Annotated in this window: 9 protein-coding genes; 4 read left to right on the top strand and 5 right to left on the bottom strand. The window is 67.9% G+C overall.

Features of this window, described 5'->3' with window-relative positions:
* Window positions 1-77: 77 nt before the first annotated feature.
* The gene (locus tag E3O65_RS03820; protein ID WP_134362414.1) at window positions 78-1,700 is read right to left on the bottom strand and encodes a coiled-coil domain-containing protein; all 1,623 of its coding nucleotides are present in this window, start codon (window positions 1,698-1,700) and stop codon (window positions 78-80) included.
* Between the two features lie 230 nt (window positions 1,701-1,930).
* Between E3O65_RS03820 and E3O65_RS03815 the strand changes: the two genes are divergently transcribed.
* Window positions 1,931-3,724 (top strand): DUF8094 domain-containing protein, encoded by a 1,794-nt coding sequence (locus tag E3O65_RS03815; protein WP_134362413.1) that lies wholly within the window; start codon window positions 1,931-1,933, stop codon window positions 3,722-3,724.
* Window positions 3,721-4,707 (top strand): tetratricopeptide repeat protein, encoded by a 987-nt coding sequence (locus E3O65_RS03810; RefSeq protein ID WP_134362412.1) that lies wholly within the window; start codon window positions 3,721-3,723, stop codon window positions 4,705-4,707. Before E3O65_RS03815 ends, E3O65_RS03810 begins: the two co-directional genes overlap by 4 nt.
* A gap of 99 nt (window positions 4,708-4,806) precedes the next feature.
* On the opposite strand, the gene glgB is transcribed toward E3O65_RS03810, so the two are convergent.
* Together glgB and E3O65_RS03800 are read right to left on the bottom strand one after the other, a co-directional pair.
* Window positions 4,807-7,023 carry a 1,4-alpha-glucan branching protein GlgB gene (glgB, locus tag E3O65_RS03805; RefSeq protein WP_134362411.1) on the bottom strand — a complete coding sequence of 739 codons (2,217 nt, stop codon included), beginning with the start codon at window positions 7,021-7,023 and terminating at the stop codon, window positions 4,807-4,809.
* Window positions 7,020-9,095: an alpha-1,4-glucan--maltose-1-phosphate maltosyltransferase gene (locus tag E3O65_RS03800; RefSeq protein ID WP_174722258.1), complete on the bottom strand. Its 2,076-nt coding sequence runs from the start codon at window positions 9,093-9,095 to the stop codon at window positions 7,020-7,022. The genes glgB and E3O65_RS03800 overlap by 4 nt, the downstream gene beginning before the upstream one ends.
* A gap of 80 nt (window positions 9,096-9,175) precedes the next feature.
* Between E3O65_RS03800 and glgP the strand changes: the two genes are divergently transcribed.
* A complete protein-coding gene (gene glgP / locus E3O65_RS03795; RefSeq protein ID WP_134362410.1) occupies window positions 9,176-11,749 on the top strand; it encodes an alpha-glucan family phosphorylase in 2,574 nt (857 codons plus the stop codon).
* A gap of 58 nt (window positions 11,750-11,807) precedes the next feature.
* On the opposite strand, the gene ybaK is transcribed toward glgP, so the two are convergent.
* Both ybaK and glgX read right to left on the bottom strand, forming a co-directional pair.
* Window positions 11,808-12,302 (bottom strand): Cys-tRNA(Pro) deacylase, encoded by a 495-nt coding sequence (ybaK, locus tag E3O65_RS03790; protein ID WP_134362409.1) that lies wholly within the window; start codon window positions 12,300-12,302, stop codon window positions 11,808-11,810.
* Between the two features lie 2 nt (window positions 12,303-12,304).
* Window positions 12,305-14,347 (bottom strand): glycogen debranching protein GlgX, encoded by a 2,043-nt coding sequence (gene glgX / locus E3O65_RS03785; RefSeq protein WP_134362408.1) that lies wholly within the window; start codon window positions 14,345-14,347, stop codon window positions 12,305-12,307.
* Between the two features lie 82 nt (window positions 14,348-14,429).
* On the opposite strand from glgX, the gene E3O65_RS03780 reads away from it, so the two are divergent.
* Window positions 14,430-15,614: a cysteine desulfurase family protein gene (locus E3O65_RS03780; RefSeq protein ID WP_134362407.1), complete on the top strand. Its 1,185-nt coding sequence runs from the start codon at window positions 14,430-14,432 to the stop codon at window positions 15,612-15,614.
* The last annotated feature ends 47 nt before the right edge of the window (window positions 15,615-15,661 follow it).

The following is a 15,661-nucleotide window of genomic DNA, read 5'->3' as shown; positions in this document are numbered from 1 at the left end:
CCCCACGACGCCTGGACGTCGGTATTACGGCGGTGCTGGGCGGGTGCTGGTGGTGCTGGTCGTGACGACTGCGGGTGTCAGGACTCGTCGCCGTCGCCGGCGGTGACCTTCTCCGCCTGCGTGAGCAGTCCGCGCAGGCTCTCGAAGTAGCCTGCAACAGCGTCACGCTCAATCCTAATCTGGGAGAGGCGTTCCTCGGCATCCGCTACGAGAACGCGAGTGCGCGTTTCGGCTTCGCTCACGAGGGCGGTCGCCCGCGCCTCGGCGTCCCTGACGATGCGCTCGGAGGTGTCCTCCGCAGCTTTTTTGGACACCTTGGCCTCGTCCCGGGCGGATGCGTCGAGCTGGTCGTTCAGAGCGCGCAACTCCACCGTGCGCTGGTTGGTCTCGGTCAGCTGCCGGGTGGCGTCGCTGACGAACTTCTGCGTCTGGGCCACGGCTTCCTGGTGCCGGACCAGCTGGCCCTGCTCTGCTTCGTCCCGGCGGGCCTTCAGCTCAACGTCGAGGTCGGCGCGAGTCTGATCGATCTCCCGCTTGAGCTTCGCGGCCTCGTGCTCACCGCGCTTGCGTGCGGCTGTGAGGTGATTCTCCAGGTCGATGCGCAACTGCTCGCTGTCGGCGGCGAAATCGGCCCGGGTCTGCTCGTGGTCGCGGCCGAGGTCGGCTCGGGACTGCTCGATCTCCGCGACGACGTCGGCGCGCGCCTTCTCGATCTCGCGGGCGAGGTCAGCGCGCTGGCGTTCAAGGTCGCGCGTCACTTCGGTCTGGGCCTGGTCGCGCTCGATTGCCAACTCGGCGCGGGACTGTTCGATTTCTCGATCGAGGTCTGTCCGGGCCTGCTCGATCTCGATGGCCAGGTCGGTGTTGGCCTGTTCGGTCACGTGAGCGAGATCGATGCGGGCCTGCTCGGTCTCCCTGGCCAGGTCGATGCGGTGCTGGTCCGTTTCGGAGGCGAGGTCGATGCGGGCCTGCTCGGTCTCCCTGGCCAGGTCGGCACGCTGCTGATCGAGTTCGTGGGCGACCTCGGCACGGGTCAGTTCGGTCTCGCTGGTAAGTCCGGCAGCGACCTCGCGGGCCTCAGTCGCCTCACGCTGAGCCACGACGCGCATCTCGGAGGCCTCGCGCTCCGCTTCGGAGCGGATCGCGGCCACCTCCCGCTTCACGGTGGCACGCAACTCGGCGGCCTCGGTAGCCACGGCGCCCCGGATGGCCGCCGCTTCGTGTACGGCGTCCCCGGTCAGGGTGGTGGAGTCGTCGTGGGCGCGGGCGAGAAGGTCGTCGGCCTCGGCGACGGCGTCGTCGAGGATGCGCCCGGCCTTCACCGCGGCGTCCGACAACGCCCGATCGACAGCTTCCTTACCCTCCCGGCGCAGCGTCTGCACCTCACTGGCAGCGGATGCGCGCAGCCGCTCGGCGTCGATGTCGGCTTGGGCGATCACGCGAGTCGACTGCTCCTCGGCAACGCGCAGGGTGTTCTCGAGCTTGGTGCCGAGGCCCGAGAATGTGGGACTTCCCACCTCTTCGATTTCAGCGTTCAGGTCGTCGATGTGCGTGTTGAGGCGCTTGATCTCCTTCTTCGCCTCGGTACCGAGAGTGTTCGCCTGGATCAGGTCGCGGCGCAGCCCCTGGATGGATTTGTCGACCTCATCCCGGTCATATCCCCGGAATACCTGGGTGAAATCGGCTTCTTCGTTCGCCACGCTATCTCCTCAAAATGGAGCTCTGACCCCTGTTTATGGACTTACAAGGGGAGCCCCCATGATTTTAGTCTGTTGTGACGGAGGTGGCATGTCCCAACTTGAGGGGCTATTAGGTGCCTCTCAGGGGCATCCAGTATCGTGAGACGTCCTGTCTGTTGCTGATCCGGTCCGAATCCGGGTCGTGCGCGCCTGAGCGCGTGATGAGCGGCCGGCGACACAGGAGGGTTGACGTGCGTTTTGTTCTTGCCATTGCGGCATTCGTCCTAGCGGCGGCGATGATTGTTCTCGGAATCGCCCAACGGACCATTTTCCTCGAGCCTGCCTCGGTGAGCCTGAGTGCCACCGTTGCCGCAGACGCCCGGTTCGCGGTCGTCGCGCCCAGTGCGCTCAATGCCCGCCCAGGCAGCCAGACCATCACCATCAGCGGTTCCGACACGGTATTCATGGCCTACGGCCGCACCGGCGACGTGAAGGCGTGGCTCGGCGACGAACCCTACGCCGATATCCGGCTGGCCAAGAACGCAGCGACGCTCAGCAGCACGGTCGTCGAGCCGGTCGTCGAGCCCGGTTCGACCGCCCCTGCTGCCGAGCCGGAGACGATCACCAATCCCGCTGGCTCCGACCTCTGGCTGCAGGAGTTCACCGCAGCGGACACGCTGACCACAACGGTGAAGGTGCCTGACGGCATCTCGATGATCCTCGCCTCCGACGGCACGGCCCCCGCGCCGACCGAGGTGAGCCTGTCCTGGCCCACCGACAACTCCACACCGCTAGCCGGCCCGCTGATCGTGGGCGGTGGTGTCGTCGGCGTGATCGGCCTGATCATCTACCTGCTCGCGCTGCTGCACCTGCGGCGCTCCCACGGACCGCGCCGCAACCTTCCCCGCGGCCCACGGATGCCGCGGCTTCCGCGCGTGCCGCGCCCGAAGGGGATCAAGGCGAGCCAGATCACGGGCCCGCGCAAGCCCATCACCCGGTCCATGGTCGCCATTCCGGTGATACTGGTCAGCGGCCTCGTGCTGAGCGGTTGCTCGGCAGACTTCTGGCCCAGGGGCACGTCTCCCGAGGCCGCGGTGAGCGCGACGCCGACCCCGACCGGAACCGCGGCGCCGACCCAGGACGTTCCGCCTCCCGCCGTAACCGTTCCGCAGCTGGAACGCATTGTGACCGAGATCGCCACGGTGACGGCGGATGCCGATGCGAACCTCAACGCGGACAGCCTCGCCACCCGGTTCACCGGGCCTGCCCTGGAGAAGCGCCTGGCGAACTACACGATCCGTGCCGCCGACCCGGCCATAGCCGGCCTGCCGACGCTGCCGTCAACGTCCCTGCGGCTCACCCTGCCGCAGCAGTCCTCCACCTGGCCTCGCGTCGTCATGACCGTCCTGCAGGACGAGGCGGACCCCTCCGCTGCTCCCACGGCGCTGGTCCTGCGCCAGGAGACGCCCCGCGCCGACTACCTGGTCGAGTACATGATCCAGCTCGAGGCCGCGGCCATCGTGCCGAAGGTCGCTCCGGCCACCATCGGCGCCCCGGTCATCGCACCGGACTCGACCTTCCTCCTACTCTCGCCCGACCAGGTCGCGGCAGCCTATGCGGACGTGCTGTCTCTGGGTGAGGCCAGCACCTCTTTCCCGCTGTTCGAGGCGGAGGGCGACAGCTTCCGTACGCAGGTCGCCGAGCTGCAAACCTCGCGCCGGGAGAAGTTGCCGAGCACCGCGTCGATCGAATTCGCCGCAGCCGCAGGTACCGGTCGCACCGTGGCATTGGCGACCAATGACTCCGGCAGTATCGTCGCCGTGAGCCTGACCGAGACCGAGACGGTCAAGCCGGTGGATCCCGGAGCGACGGTCGGCACCGAAGGTGCCAGCAAGGCGCTCTCCGGCATCTCGGCCACAGCCAAGGGCATCACCAGCACGTACGGCGACCAGCTCCTGTTCCACGTGCCGGCCGCCGGTTCGAACGAAAAAATAGTCCTCCTTGGCTTCTCCCAGGGTCTGATCTCATCAACGGAGCTTCCATGAGTGTTGTCCCCCCATCCGGCATGAACCTGCGCGGTGCCGTCGACTTGTCCTCCCTGGTGAACCGTCCGGCGGCGCCGGCGCCCGGTGCCACGGCGGAGGTCGGTGCGCCCGGTGCGCCCGCGGCCGGTCCCGTCGCCGTACCCAGCCTCGTACTCGAGGGCACGGATGCGAACTTCGGCGAGATCCTGGAACTCTCGATGAGCGTTCCGGTCATCGTCGACCTTTGGGCCGAATGGTGTGAGCCGTGCAAGCAGCTGACCCCGATCCTGGAGAAGCTGGTCCTGGAGTACGCGGGTCGGTTCGTGCTGGCCACGGTCGACGTGGACTCGAACCCACAGCTCACCCAGGCCTTCCAGGCGCAATCCATCCCGACGGTGGCCGCCGTCATCGGTGGCCAGCCCGTGCAGCTCTTCAGCGGCGCGTTGCCGGAGGGTCAGGTGCGCGAGGTTCTGCACCGCGTCTTCGAGCTCGCGGCGCAGCACGGCGTCACCGCCACGGCGCTGCCCCCCGAGGCCGCCGGCAGCGCCGAGGGCGAGGCCGCCGAGGCGTCCGCCCCCGCCGAGCCCGAGGTGCCGCCGCTGCACCAGGAGGCCTACGACGCCATCGAGCGCGGAGACTACGACGCCGCGATCGCGCTCTACAAGACCGCTCTGGCCCGGGACCCGCGGGACCAGATGGCTGTCGCGGGCCTCGCCCAGGTGAGCCTGTTGGCCCGGCTGCACGGCAAGACCATGGCCGAAATCCGCTCAGCCGCCGCGGCCGCCCCCGACGACCTGCAGGCGCAGCTCACGGTGGCCGATCTCGACCTCTCCGGCGGGCACATCGAGGACGCCTTCGACCGTCTGCTGGCTCTCTTCCCCGCGCAGGACCCGGCCGGGCGCAATGAGATCCGTCAGCGCATCCTGGAGCTGTTCGAGGTCGTCGGACAAGATGACCCGCGGGTGCCGCCCACGCGCTCCCGCCTCACCGCTCTGCTCTACTAGACCTCCGCGCCCGACCTCGAGGTTCCGCGCCTGAACTGCGCGAAGAAGGGTCCTCTCACCGGTGGTGAGAGGACCCTTCTTGCCTGAGCCGGACTGCGCTCAGCGCGTGAGGCGCAACCAGAGACCGGCCAGTGGAGGCAGCGTCAGCACAGTGGATGCCGGGCGCCCGGCCCACGGAACGTCGACCGCGGTCACGGCACCCAGGTTTCCGACCCCGGACCCGCCGAACTCGTCGGCATCCGTGTTCAGGATCTCTTCCCAGACCCCGGCGAACGGCAGTCCCACCTGGTAGTCGTTGTGCGGCTGACCGGAGAAGTTGAACAGGCAGGCGATGGGCGTGCCGTCGGCGTCCCAGCGCAGGAACGAGACGACGTTCTGGGCCGCGGCCCCGCCGTCGAGCAGCTCGAATCCACTCGGGTCGTTGTCCAGGGCCCAGAGGCTCGGGTTGGCGCGATACACCCGGTTGAGCTGGCCGACCAGCGTGAACAGACCGCGGTGGGCGGGCTGGTCGAGGGTCCACCAGTCCAGACCGCGTGCCTCGCTCCACTCGGAGCGCTGCCCGAACTCCTGGCCCATGAACAGCAGTTGCTTGCCGGGGTGTGCCCACATGAACGCGAAGTAGGCGCGCATGTTCGCGAGCTGCTGCCAGGAGTCTCCGGGCATCTTCGCGACGAGCGAGCCCTTGCCGTGCACAACCTCGTCGTGACTGATCGGCAGCAAGAAGTTCTCGCTGAACGCGTAGACGAACGAGAACGTGATCTGGTTGTGGTGGTGCGCCCGGTACATCGGGTCGACCGCCATGTACTCCAGCGTGTCGTGCATCCAGCCCATGTTCCACTTGAAGCCGAAACCGAGGCCTCCGGCGCTGGTCGGCGCCGTGACGCCGCCCCAGTTAGTGGACTCCTCGGCGATCATGACCGTGCCGGGGTTGCGCTTGTACGCTGTGGCCGTGATCTCCTGCAGCAGGCTGATCGCCTCGAGGTTCTCGTTGCCCCCGTGCACATTGGGCTCCCACTGGCCGTCTTCGCGGGAGTAGTCCAGGTAGAGCATCGAGGCCACGGCGTCGACCCGCAGGCCATCGATGTGGAACTCCTCGAGCCAGTACAACGCGTTCGCGACCAGGAAGTTGCGCACCTGCTTCTGACCGAAGTCGAAGACGTACGTTCCCCAATCCATCTGCTCGCCGCGCCGCGGGTCGGGGTGCTCGTAGAGCGCCTCGCCGTCGAAGCGGGCCAGAGCGAAGTCATCCTTCGGGAAGTGCCCTGGCACCCAGTCCATCAGCACGCCGATGCCTGCCTGGTGCAGCCGGTCGATGAGGTACCGCAGGTCGTCGGGGTGGCCGAACCGGCTCGTCGGCGCGTAGTAGCCGGTGACCTGGTAGCCCCAGGAACCGCCGAACGGATGCTCGGTGAGCGGCATGAACTCCACGTGCGTGTACGCCAGCTCGTGCAGGTAGTCGATCAGCTGGTCGGCGAGGTCGCGGTAGCTGAGCCCCGGACGCCACGAGCCCACATGCATCTCGTAGATGCTCATGGCCCGGTTGTGGGCGTCGGTGGCGGAGCGCTCGGTGAGCCAGCCGGCATCCGCCCACTCGTAGGCGGTCTCGCCGATCACGGAGGCCGTCTTGGGGGGGATCTCGGTGTAGCGGGCCATCGGATCGGCCTTGCGCACCCAGTCGCCCGCGCGGGTCTGCAACTCGAACTTGTAGTTGGAGCCCGCGGTCAGCCCCGGGACGAACAGCTCCCAGACGCCGGTGCTGCCCATGTTGCGCATGGCGTGCAGGATGCCACTCCACTGGTTGAAGTCACCGATCACCCGCACGGCCCGCGCGTGAGGCGCCCACACGGCGAAGGAGGTGCCGACGGAGGTGCCGAGCGGGCCGGCCGTCGGCCGGTAGTGGGCACCGAGCACGTCCCAGAGGCGCTCGTGGCGGCCCTCGCCGATGAGGTGCAGGTCCAGTTCGCCAAGGGTGGGGGCGTAGCGGTACGGGTCGTCGACGATCCAGGTGGGCGCGTCACTGTACCGGGCCTCGAGCAGGTAGTCCTGCAAGCCAAACGTGTTCACACCCTGCCAGATCCCGTGGCCCAGGTGGGACATTTCCACGTGCGCGCCTGTGGGCAGCACGGCGAACACCTCGGTCGCGAGCGGCCGGAGGGCACGGATGACGGTGAGCGGGTCGGCGACGCCGGCCTCGCCGAGCAGGTGCTGGCCCAGCACCTCGTGCGGGTTGTAGTAGCTGCCGGCTCCGACTGCCTCCAGAACGTGGTCCGGGACGACGGGCAGCGCGTTCACAGCCTTCCCCTTCGCGTGCTTCATTGTGTAGGTCCCTTCACGTGCAGGATGTGCACCGGTTCGGTGAATGCGTCGAGGCGCACGAAGTTGTCGGCGGACCAGGTCCAGACGGCGCCGGTGATCAGATCTTCGACCTCGAACGAGGAGCCGCGGGGGAGACCGAACCGGGTGACGTCGAGGTGCACGACGGTCTGGCGCACGGAGTGCGGGTCCACGTTGGCGACGATGATCAGCGCGTCGGCCTGCCCGGTGCCGGTGAACGGCGCGTCGAGGAACTTGCTGTAGACGAGGATGTCGTTGTCCTCGCTGCTGTGGATGTCGAGGTTGCGCAACTGCCCGAGCGCCGGGTGCTCGGAGCGGATGCGGTTGAGGCGGGTGAGATACGGCGCCAGGGAGGCGCCGGCGGCCTCGGCCGTGTCGAAGTCACGCGGCCGGTACTGGTACTTCTCGTTGTCGATGTTCTCCTCGGCGCCGGGGCGGGCCACGCTTTCGAAGAGGTCGAAGCCCGTGTAGACGCCCCAGGTCGGCGCCGCAGTGGCCGCGAGGGCGGCCCGGATCTTGAAGGCCGCGGGTCCGCCGAACTGCAAATACTCGGAGAGGATGTCGGGCGTGTTCACGAACAGGTTCGGGCGCAGGAAGTCCGCGGTCTCGTGGGCGAGGCCCTCGAAGAACTCGGACAGTTCTTCCTTCGTGTTGCGCCAGGTGAAGTACGTGTAGGACTGCTGGAACCCCACCTTGCCCAGGCCCTGCAGCAGGGCCGGTCGGGTGAAGGCCTCGGCGAGGAAGAAGACATCCGGGAATTCGGCGTTGACCTCGTGGATCAGCCACTCCCAGAAGTCGAGTGGCTTGGTGTGCGGGTTGTCCACTCGGAAAATGCTGACGCCCAGTCCGATCCAGTGGCGAACGACGCGCAGGACCTCGGCACGGATGCCCAGAGGGTCGTTGTCGAAATTCACCGGGTAGATGTCCTGGTATTTCTTCGGCGGGTTCTCGGCGTAGGCGATCGACCCGTCCGGCAGGGTGGTGAACCACTCCGGGTGCTCGGTGACCCAGGGGTGGTCGGGAGACGCCTGCAGGGCCAGGTCGAGCGCGATTTCAAGTCCGTTGTCGCGGGCGGCCGCGAGGAAGAACTGGAAGTCCGCCACGGTGCCCAGGTCAGGGTGGATGGCGTCGTGTCCACCGTCCGCGGATCCGATCGCCCAGGGTGATCCCGGGTCGTTCGGTCCGGCGTTGAGCGTATTGTTGGGGCCTTTGCGGAAGGATCGGCCGATCGGGTGGATCGGCGGCAGGTACAGCACGTCGAAGCCCATGGCGGCGACGGCGGGCAGCCGGTCCGCGGCTGTGCGGAAAGTGCCGCTCTGCCAGGATCCGTCGGCACGCTTCACGGCTCCCTCGGACCGCGGGAAGAACTCGTACCAGGACCCGACGCCGGCCCGGGTGCGTTCGACCAATACGGTGCGGGGTTCCGAGACCGACTCGAGGCCGGCCATCGGGCGCACCGCGGCCGCGGCGTTCAGCTTCGGGTCGGAGAGCACGGCGAAGCGGGTGGCAATGGACCCTGCCGGATCGATCAGGGTCTTGGCGGCCGTGGTGAACGCGCGGCGCTCGGGGAGAGGCCGGCTTTTGTCGGCACTTTCGCGCGTGAGCAGGGCGGAGCCGATCAGGAAGGTGAGTTCCACGTCGACCTCGGCCGGAATCTTCAGCGACGCGTTATGGCGCCAGGTGGCCCAGTCGTCGGCGTAGGCGCGCACGCGATAGGTCCAGCGGCCCTGCGTGCCCAGGGTGACGAGGGCTTCCCATCGATCGGTGCCCGGCGCCCCCGGGGACATCGGATGCTGAGACTCGGTTCCATCCGGAGCGGTCAGTAGCAGCATGGCGCCGATGAGATCGTGTCCCTCGCGGAACGCCGTGGCCGCGAAGGGAACCGCTTCGCCCACGAATGCTTTCGCGGGCCACAGATTGTCGTTCAGCTGAGGGGACAGATCGAGGATCGGAATCCGGCCGATCCGTGGTTCTGCCGGGACTGTCGTCTGGAGTTCCTGAACCGCGTCGGGAGTTGCAGGAGCTACGCCTGTGCGTTTTGCTGTCTTGGCCACCTACTGACCGTAGCGCGGATTGTGGGTCCAATGCTTGTGCTCTTAACCCACGCGACACACACCGCCCCTAGGCTGAACGTGTGAAAGCGATCCGCAAATTTACAGTCCGCACCGTGCTGCCCGAGTCGCTCGCCGCGCTCGACGAGCTTGCCGGAAACCTGCGCTGGTCCTGGCATGAACCGACCCGCCAGCTGTTCGAGCACATCGCCCCTGACTTGTGGCGTGAGAGCGGAACCGACCCCGTCGCGTTGCTGGGGGCCGTCGACACAGCCCGCCTGGAGGCGCTGGCACAGGATGACGGTTATGTGGCCTGGGCGAATGCCACCAGGGACGAACTGCGCGAATATCTCGAAAAGCCCCGCTGGTACCAGGGGCTCGATGGTGATAAGCCGGCATCCATTGCCTATTTCTCGCCGGAGTTCGGCATTGCCGCCGCTCTCCCGCAGTACTCGGGCGGACTCGGCATCCTGGCCGGCGACCACCTGAAGAGCGCTTCCGACCTTGGCGTGCCGCTGGTGGGCGTCGGCCTGTTCTACCGGGCCGGCTACTTCAGTCAGGCCATCTCGCCCGACGGCTGGCAGTTGGAGAGTTACCCGCTGCTCGACCCCGACGGCCTGCCTCTGTCGGTGCTGCGCCGGGCCGACGGCTCGCCCGTTCAGGTCGCGCTCGCGCTGCCCGACGACCGCACGCTGCACGCCAGGGTCTGGCAGGCCATGGTGGGGCGCATCCGTCTGTTGATGCTCGACACCGACATTCCGGAGAATGCCGACGACCTGCGCCTGGTCACCGACCGCCTCTACGGCGGCGGCGGCGAGCACCGCCTGCTTCAGGAGCTGCTGCTCGGCATCGGCGGCGCGCGAGCCGTGAAGCTGTGGAGCAACCTCAACGGCCAGCCCGACCCAGAGGTGTTCCACACCAATGAGGGTCACGCCGGGTTCCTCGGCCTCGAGCGCATCTCCAGCCTGATCGGCGAGGGTCTCAGCTTCTCGGAGGCGCTGCAGGTGGCCCGGGCCGGAACCGTGTTCACGACCCACACGCCCGTCGCCGCCGGAATCGACCGGTTCGAGCGCAGCCTGGTGCGTCGCTACTTCGAGACCGACCTGCTTCCGGGCGTCGCCGTCGACGACCTCCTGGCCCTCGGCGCGGAGAGCTTCGAAGACGGCAACCCGGACGTTTTCAATATGGCCCTCATGGGCCTGCGGCTGGGCCAACGCGCCAACGGCGTCTCAAAGCTGCACGGCGAGGTCAGCCGAGCCATGTTCAAAGGCCTGTGGCCGGGATTCGACGCCGACGATGTGCCGATCGCCTCGATCACGAACGGCGTGCACGCCCCCACCTGGACCGACCCGGCCCTGCTTGCCCTCGCGCAGACCCGACTGGGCACCAGCGACACCTCCGAGGCAGACTGGGCGTCACCCGCCGTGTCCGACGCGGACCTCTGGCAGGTGCGCGGACAGATGCGCCTGCAGTTCGTGGAGGACGCCCGCCGACGGATCGCCGCAGCGTGGGAGGTACAGAATCCGGGTGGCATCGTGCCCTCCTGGATCGGTCGGGTCTTCGACCCGAACGTGCTCACGATCGGCTTCGCCCGTCGCGTGCCGACCTATAAGCGCCTGACTCTGATGCTGCACGACCCCGAGCGGTTGCGCGCCCTGCTGCTGCACTCGGAGCACCCCATCCAGATCGTGATCGCGGGCAAGTCGCACCCGGCCGACGAAGAAGGCAAGCGGCTCATCCAACGCGTCGTGCAGTTCGCGGCCGACCCCGCGCTGCGCACCAAGATCGCGTTCCTGCCCGACTACAACATCGGGATGGCCCAGTTGATGTACCCGGGCACGGATGTGTGGCTCAACAATCCGCTGCGCCCGCTCGAGGCCTGCGGCACCTCCGGGATGAAGGCGGCCCTGAACGGCGCCCTCAACCTGTCCATCCTCGACGGCTGGTGGCCGGAATACTACGACGGCAACAATGGCTGGGCGATCCCTACCGCAGACGCCGCCGGTGATGCGGCCGAACGTGACCGGCTCGAGGCAGACGCGCTGTACGAGCTGATCGAGCATCAGGTCGCACCGAAGTTCTACGATCGCAACGCCGAAGGAGTGCCCGAACGCTGGGTCTCCTCGATCCGGCAGACCCTCGCGAAGCTCTCACCCGAGCTGAATGCCGGGCGGATGGTGCGCCAGTATGTGCAGGAGCTGTACCGGCCCGCCGGCAAGGCTGAGGCGCGTCTGTCCGTGAACAACTACCGGGCGGCCAGGGAACTGGCCACCTGGAAGGGGCGGATCGTGTCGGCGTGGCCCGGCGTCGCCGTGGCCCACGTCGAATCCGGCGGCGTCGCCTCGGTGCCGCAGGTCGGGGACGAGCTGCACCTGCGCGCGCACGTGCAATTGAACGGGCTCGCGCCTGAGGACGTCACCGTCGAGGTGGTCTACGGGAAGAGCCTCGTCAACGATGACCTGACCGATGTCAGCAGCATGCCGCTGGCGGCCGAACCGACCGTGCCGAGTGTGACGGATGCCGGTGCGCCGACGCTTTTCATCGGCACGATCGAACTCGACCGAGGCGGCGCTTTCGGCTACACGGTGCGCGTCGTGCCGCGCAACGAGCTCCTGGTCAGCCCTGCCGAAATGGGCCTGATCGCCGTCGCCGGCTAGAGAGCCTCACGCACCAGAAAGGCACCTCCGTCACTCGACGGAGGTGCCTTTCTGGTGGTCAGGGGCGGGCGATCGCCGCGAAGACCGCGGCGACCGCCCGGGCCAGGTCGGCCGGCGTGAGCTCGATGTCGAAGCCGCGGCGCCCACCGGAGACGAACACGGTGTCGAATGCGAGGGCACTCTCATCGACCACGGTCGTGAGTCTGCTCTTCTGCCCGATCGGGCTGATGCCGCCCACCACGTAGCCGGTCTTGCGCTCGGCGAGCGACGGGTCGGCCATCACTGCCTTCTTGGCGCCCACGCTGGCGGCCAGTGCCTTGAGGTCGAGCTGGCCCGTGACTGGCACGACGGCCACGACCAGCCTGCCGTCGACATCCGTCAGCAGGGTCTTGAACACCCGGCCCGCGTGGACGTCGAGCTTGTCCGCCGCTTCCAGCCCGAAGCTCGTCGACGACGCCTCGTGGGTGTAGGCATGCGGGGTGAAGGGGATGCCGGCGCGCATCAGCGCCACCGTCGCCGGCGTGCCGACGCTTCCCTCCACCCGTTTCGCCATGGTCAGTTCGCGCGGAGCAGTTGCATCGATGCGGCCGGAACGAGGAACTGGTCGCCCGGGGTGTGCTCGATGACCGCGTCGCTCAGGTCGTCGTGGCTGGAGTCCCAGAGCAGCGAGTACGACGTGACACCTGGGTGTACGGGCAGGGTCACCGTCACCTCTTCCTCGCGGCCCTGCACGATCAGGAGGATCCGGTTGAATTCCTCGTGCTCCGGAGTGCTGGCCGCCAGGTACTGCAGGGTGCGCTCCTTGGACGAGTGCCAGTCGTCTTCGGACATGGACCGGCCTTCCACGTTGTACCAGTCCATTTCGCTGGCACTGAGTGTCGTCTCGCCGGGGCGTCCGAACCGCACCGGGCGCAGTGCCGGGTTCTCGCGGCGCAATTGGAGCAGGCGCCGCGTCACGCGGTGGAGATCCTCTTGCCAGTCGTCGAGATCCCAGTTCAGCCAGGTGAGCTCCCCGTCATGACAGTAGGCGTTGTTGTTGCCCCGCTGGCTTCGGCCGAACTCGTCGCCCGCAGTGATCATCGGCACTCCGGCCGAGAGCAGCAGGGTGGCGAGTAGGTTTCGCATGGCCTTTCGACGGGCGGTCAGGATGTTCCGGTTGCGGGTCGGGCCCTCCGCGCCGTGGTTGAACGAATTGTTGGAGTCGGTGCCGTCCCGGTTCGACTCGCCGTTGCCGACGTTGTGCTTGACGTTGTAGGAGGTCAGGTCGGCGATGGTGAAACCGTCGTGGGCCGTGATGAAGTTGAGGGAGGCCAGCGGTCCGCGCTCGCGGGAGAACGTGTTCGCCGAACCGGCCAGGCGCGTCGCGAAGCGTCCGATCCCGCTAACGGCGTGCCCGTCGCGGGCGGCCGCGAGGTCGGTCAGCCAGAACGACCGCATACGGTCGCGGTAGCGGTCGTTCCACTCGGTCCACTCGGAGGGGAAGTTGCCGGTCTGCCAGCCGCCCATCCCGATGTCCCAGGGCTCGGCGATCAGTTTCACCTGAGACAGATCCGGGTCGGCTGCTATCTCGGCGAGCAGCGGACTGTCCTGCTGGAACTCGACATTCTCATCGCGGGCGAGAGTGGCGGCCAGGTCGAAGCGGAAGCCGTCGATCTGAAGCTCGTTCGCCCAGTACCGAAGCGAGTCGAGCACGAGGCGACGCGGAACGTCGTGGGACACGTTCAGCGTGTTGCCGCAGCCCGTCACGTCGATGTAGCCCCCGGCACTGTTCTGCCGGTAGTAGGCGGCGTTGTCGATGCCGCGCAGGCTGCTGACCGGGCCGTTCGGGCCCTCCTCGGCGGTGTGGTTGTAGACCACGTCGAGGATGACCTCGAGGCCGGCCTCGTGCAGCAGCTTGACCATGCCCTTGAACTCCCGGAGCACCGCCTCGGGACCGGCGGCCTGGGACGCCTGGGTGGCGTAGTCGGCGTGCGGAGAGAAGAAATTAAAGGTGTTGTAGCCCCAGTAGTTCGTCAGACCCTGTTTGATCAAACGCTGCTCGGAGACGAATGCCTGCACCGGGAGCAGCTCGATCGAGGTCACACCGAGGTTCTTCAGATAGGCGATGGTCGACTCGTGGGCCAGCCCGGCGTATGTGCCGCGGAGGTGCCGCGGCACCGAGGGGCTGAGGTTGGTCAGGCCGCGCACGTGGGCCTCGTAGACCACCGTGTGGTCCAGGGCGATCTTCGGCTTGATCGAACCGGCCCAGTCGAAGTCGCCGTCGACGACCGAGGACTGCCACTGGTCGGGGCCGACCCGCACGAGCCCCCGGGAATACGGTTCGATCAGTGTTTTCTCGGGGTGGAAGGAGTTGCGGGGCGCGGTCGGGCCGGAGACCCGGATGCCGTAGCGGCGTCCGGCGGAGAGGGTGCGGGACCGTCCGGTCCAAACGCCGTGCTCATCCTTGACCATGGGGACGGTCTTGATGATCCAGTTGGGATCGGTGGAGTCGAAGATGCACAGGTCGATGGCGTCGGCGGTCTCCGACCATACGCGGAGTTCGCCGCCGTGGGTCGTGACACGCACGCCGAGGTTGCGCAGGGGATCAGGCGGTGTCATGCGTTCTAGAGTAATGAGTGCGGAAGCAGAGTTTTACCACGCTGTCACCCGCCGGATTCGAGCGCGCGCGGAAGGAAGTTACATGGCTGTCTACCTGGACCATGCGGCCACCACACCCATGCTGCCCGCCGCCATCGAGGCCTATGTGCGGGCGCTGGCTGTGGTGGGCAACCCCGCATCCGTTCACAGCCAGGGGCAGAACGCGAAACGGATGCTCGAGGAAGCCCGCGAGCAGGTCGCCGCCAGCCTCGGCTGCGACCCGATCGAGGTGGTCTTCACAAGCGGCGGCACCGAGGCGATCAACCTCGGCGTCAAAGGGCTGTTCTGGGCCAGGCAGCCGCGCACCCGCATCCTCGTTCCCGGCGGCGAACACCACGCCACCGTGGACACCGTCGAGTGGCTCGAACGCCACGAGGGTGCCGTGGTCGAATGGCTGCCGTTGGATGCCCTCGGCCGGATCGACCTGGCCGCGGTTGCCGCCGCCATCGCGGCGAACCCCGACGACATCGCCCTCGTCACACTGCTCAGCGCCAACAACGAGGTCGGCACGCTGCAACCCGTGGCGGAGGTGGCGGCACTCGCCGCCTCGCGCGGCATCCCGGTGCACGTGGACGCCGTGGCGGCCTACGGTCATGTGCCGATCGACTTCCATGCGCTCAGCCGGGCCGGCGTGGCCGCGCTCAGCGTCTCGGCGCACAAGATCGGGGGCCCGGTGGGGATCGGTGCGCTCGCACTCTCCCGCCGGGCGACGGTCGAGCCGTTGCTGCACGGTGGGGGACAGCAGCGCCAGGTGCGTAGCGGCACCCAGGATGTTGCGGCGGCCGTGGCGTTCGCGGTCGCGGCGAACGCCCTGCAGGATCTTTCGCTGGAGAACGCGAGGGTCGCCGAGCTGCGTGAGCGTCTCGTAGCCGGCGTCTCCGCATCCGTGCCGTCGGCCGTGGTGAATGGCGACCCCACCCCGGAAAACCGCCTACCGGGCACGGCGCACTTCAGCTTTCCGGGCTGCGAGGGCGACTCGCTCCTGTTCCTGCTCGACGTGGCCGGCATCTCGGTGTCCACGGGGTCCGCCTGCCAGGCCGGTGTACCCGAGCCCTCGCATGTGCTGCGAGCCATGGGCCGCAGCGAGGTGGAGGCGCGCGGCGCCCTGCGGATCACCCTCGGGCGCAGCAACACCGTGGCCGACGTCGACGCTCTGCTCGCCGCTCTCCCGGCCGCGCACGCCCGGGCGGCCAAGGCCGGCCTGGCTGACCGGGTGCCGGGGCGCTGAGCCCACCGCTGGGCATCCATCGCCCTTGCGCGGGTGCTGCGCCACTG

This window comes from Cryobacterium breve (assembly GCF_004402375.1).
Taxonomy (GTDB): domain Bacteria; phylum Actinomycetota; class Actinomycetes; order Actinomycetales; family Microbacteriaceae; genus Cryobacterium; species Cryobacterium breve.
This window is presented reverse-complemented; position numbering and strand designations above follow the sequence as displayed.

Bases quoted from the DNA above. Each gene is read 5' to 3' on its own strand.
- E3O65_RS03810 (WP_134362412.1), top strand. From the start codon at position 3,721: ATGAGTGTTGTCCCCCCATCCGGCATGAACCTGCGCGGTGCCGTCGAC.
- glgB (WP_134362411.1), bottom strand. From the start codon at position 7,023: ATGAAGCACGCGAAGGGGAAGGCTGTGAACGCGCTGCCCGTCGTCCCG.
- ybaK (WP_134362409.1), bottom strand. From the start codon at position 12,302: ATGGCGAAACGGGTGGAGGGAAGCGTCGGCACGCCGGCGACGGTGGCG.
- glgX (WP_134362408.1), bottom strand. From the start codon at position 14,347: ATGACACCGCCTGATCCCCTGCGCAACCTCGGCGTGCGTGTCACGACC.
- E3O65_RS03780 (WP_134362407.1), top strand. From the start codon at position 14,430: ATGGCTGTCTACCTGGACCATGCGGCCACCACACCCATGCTGCCCGCC.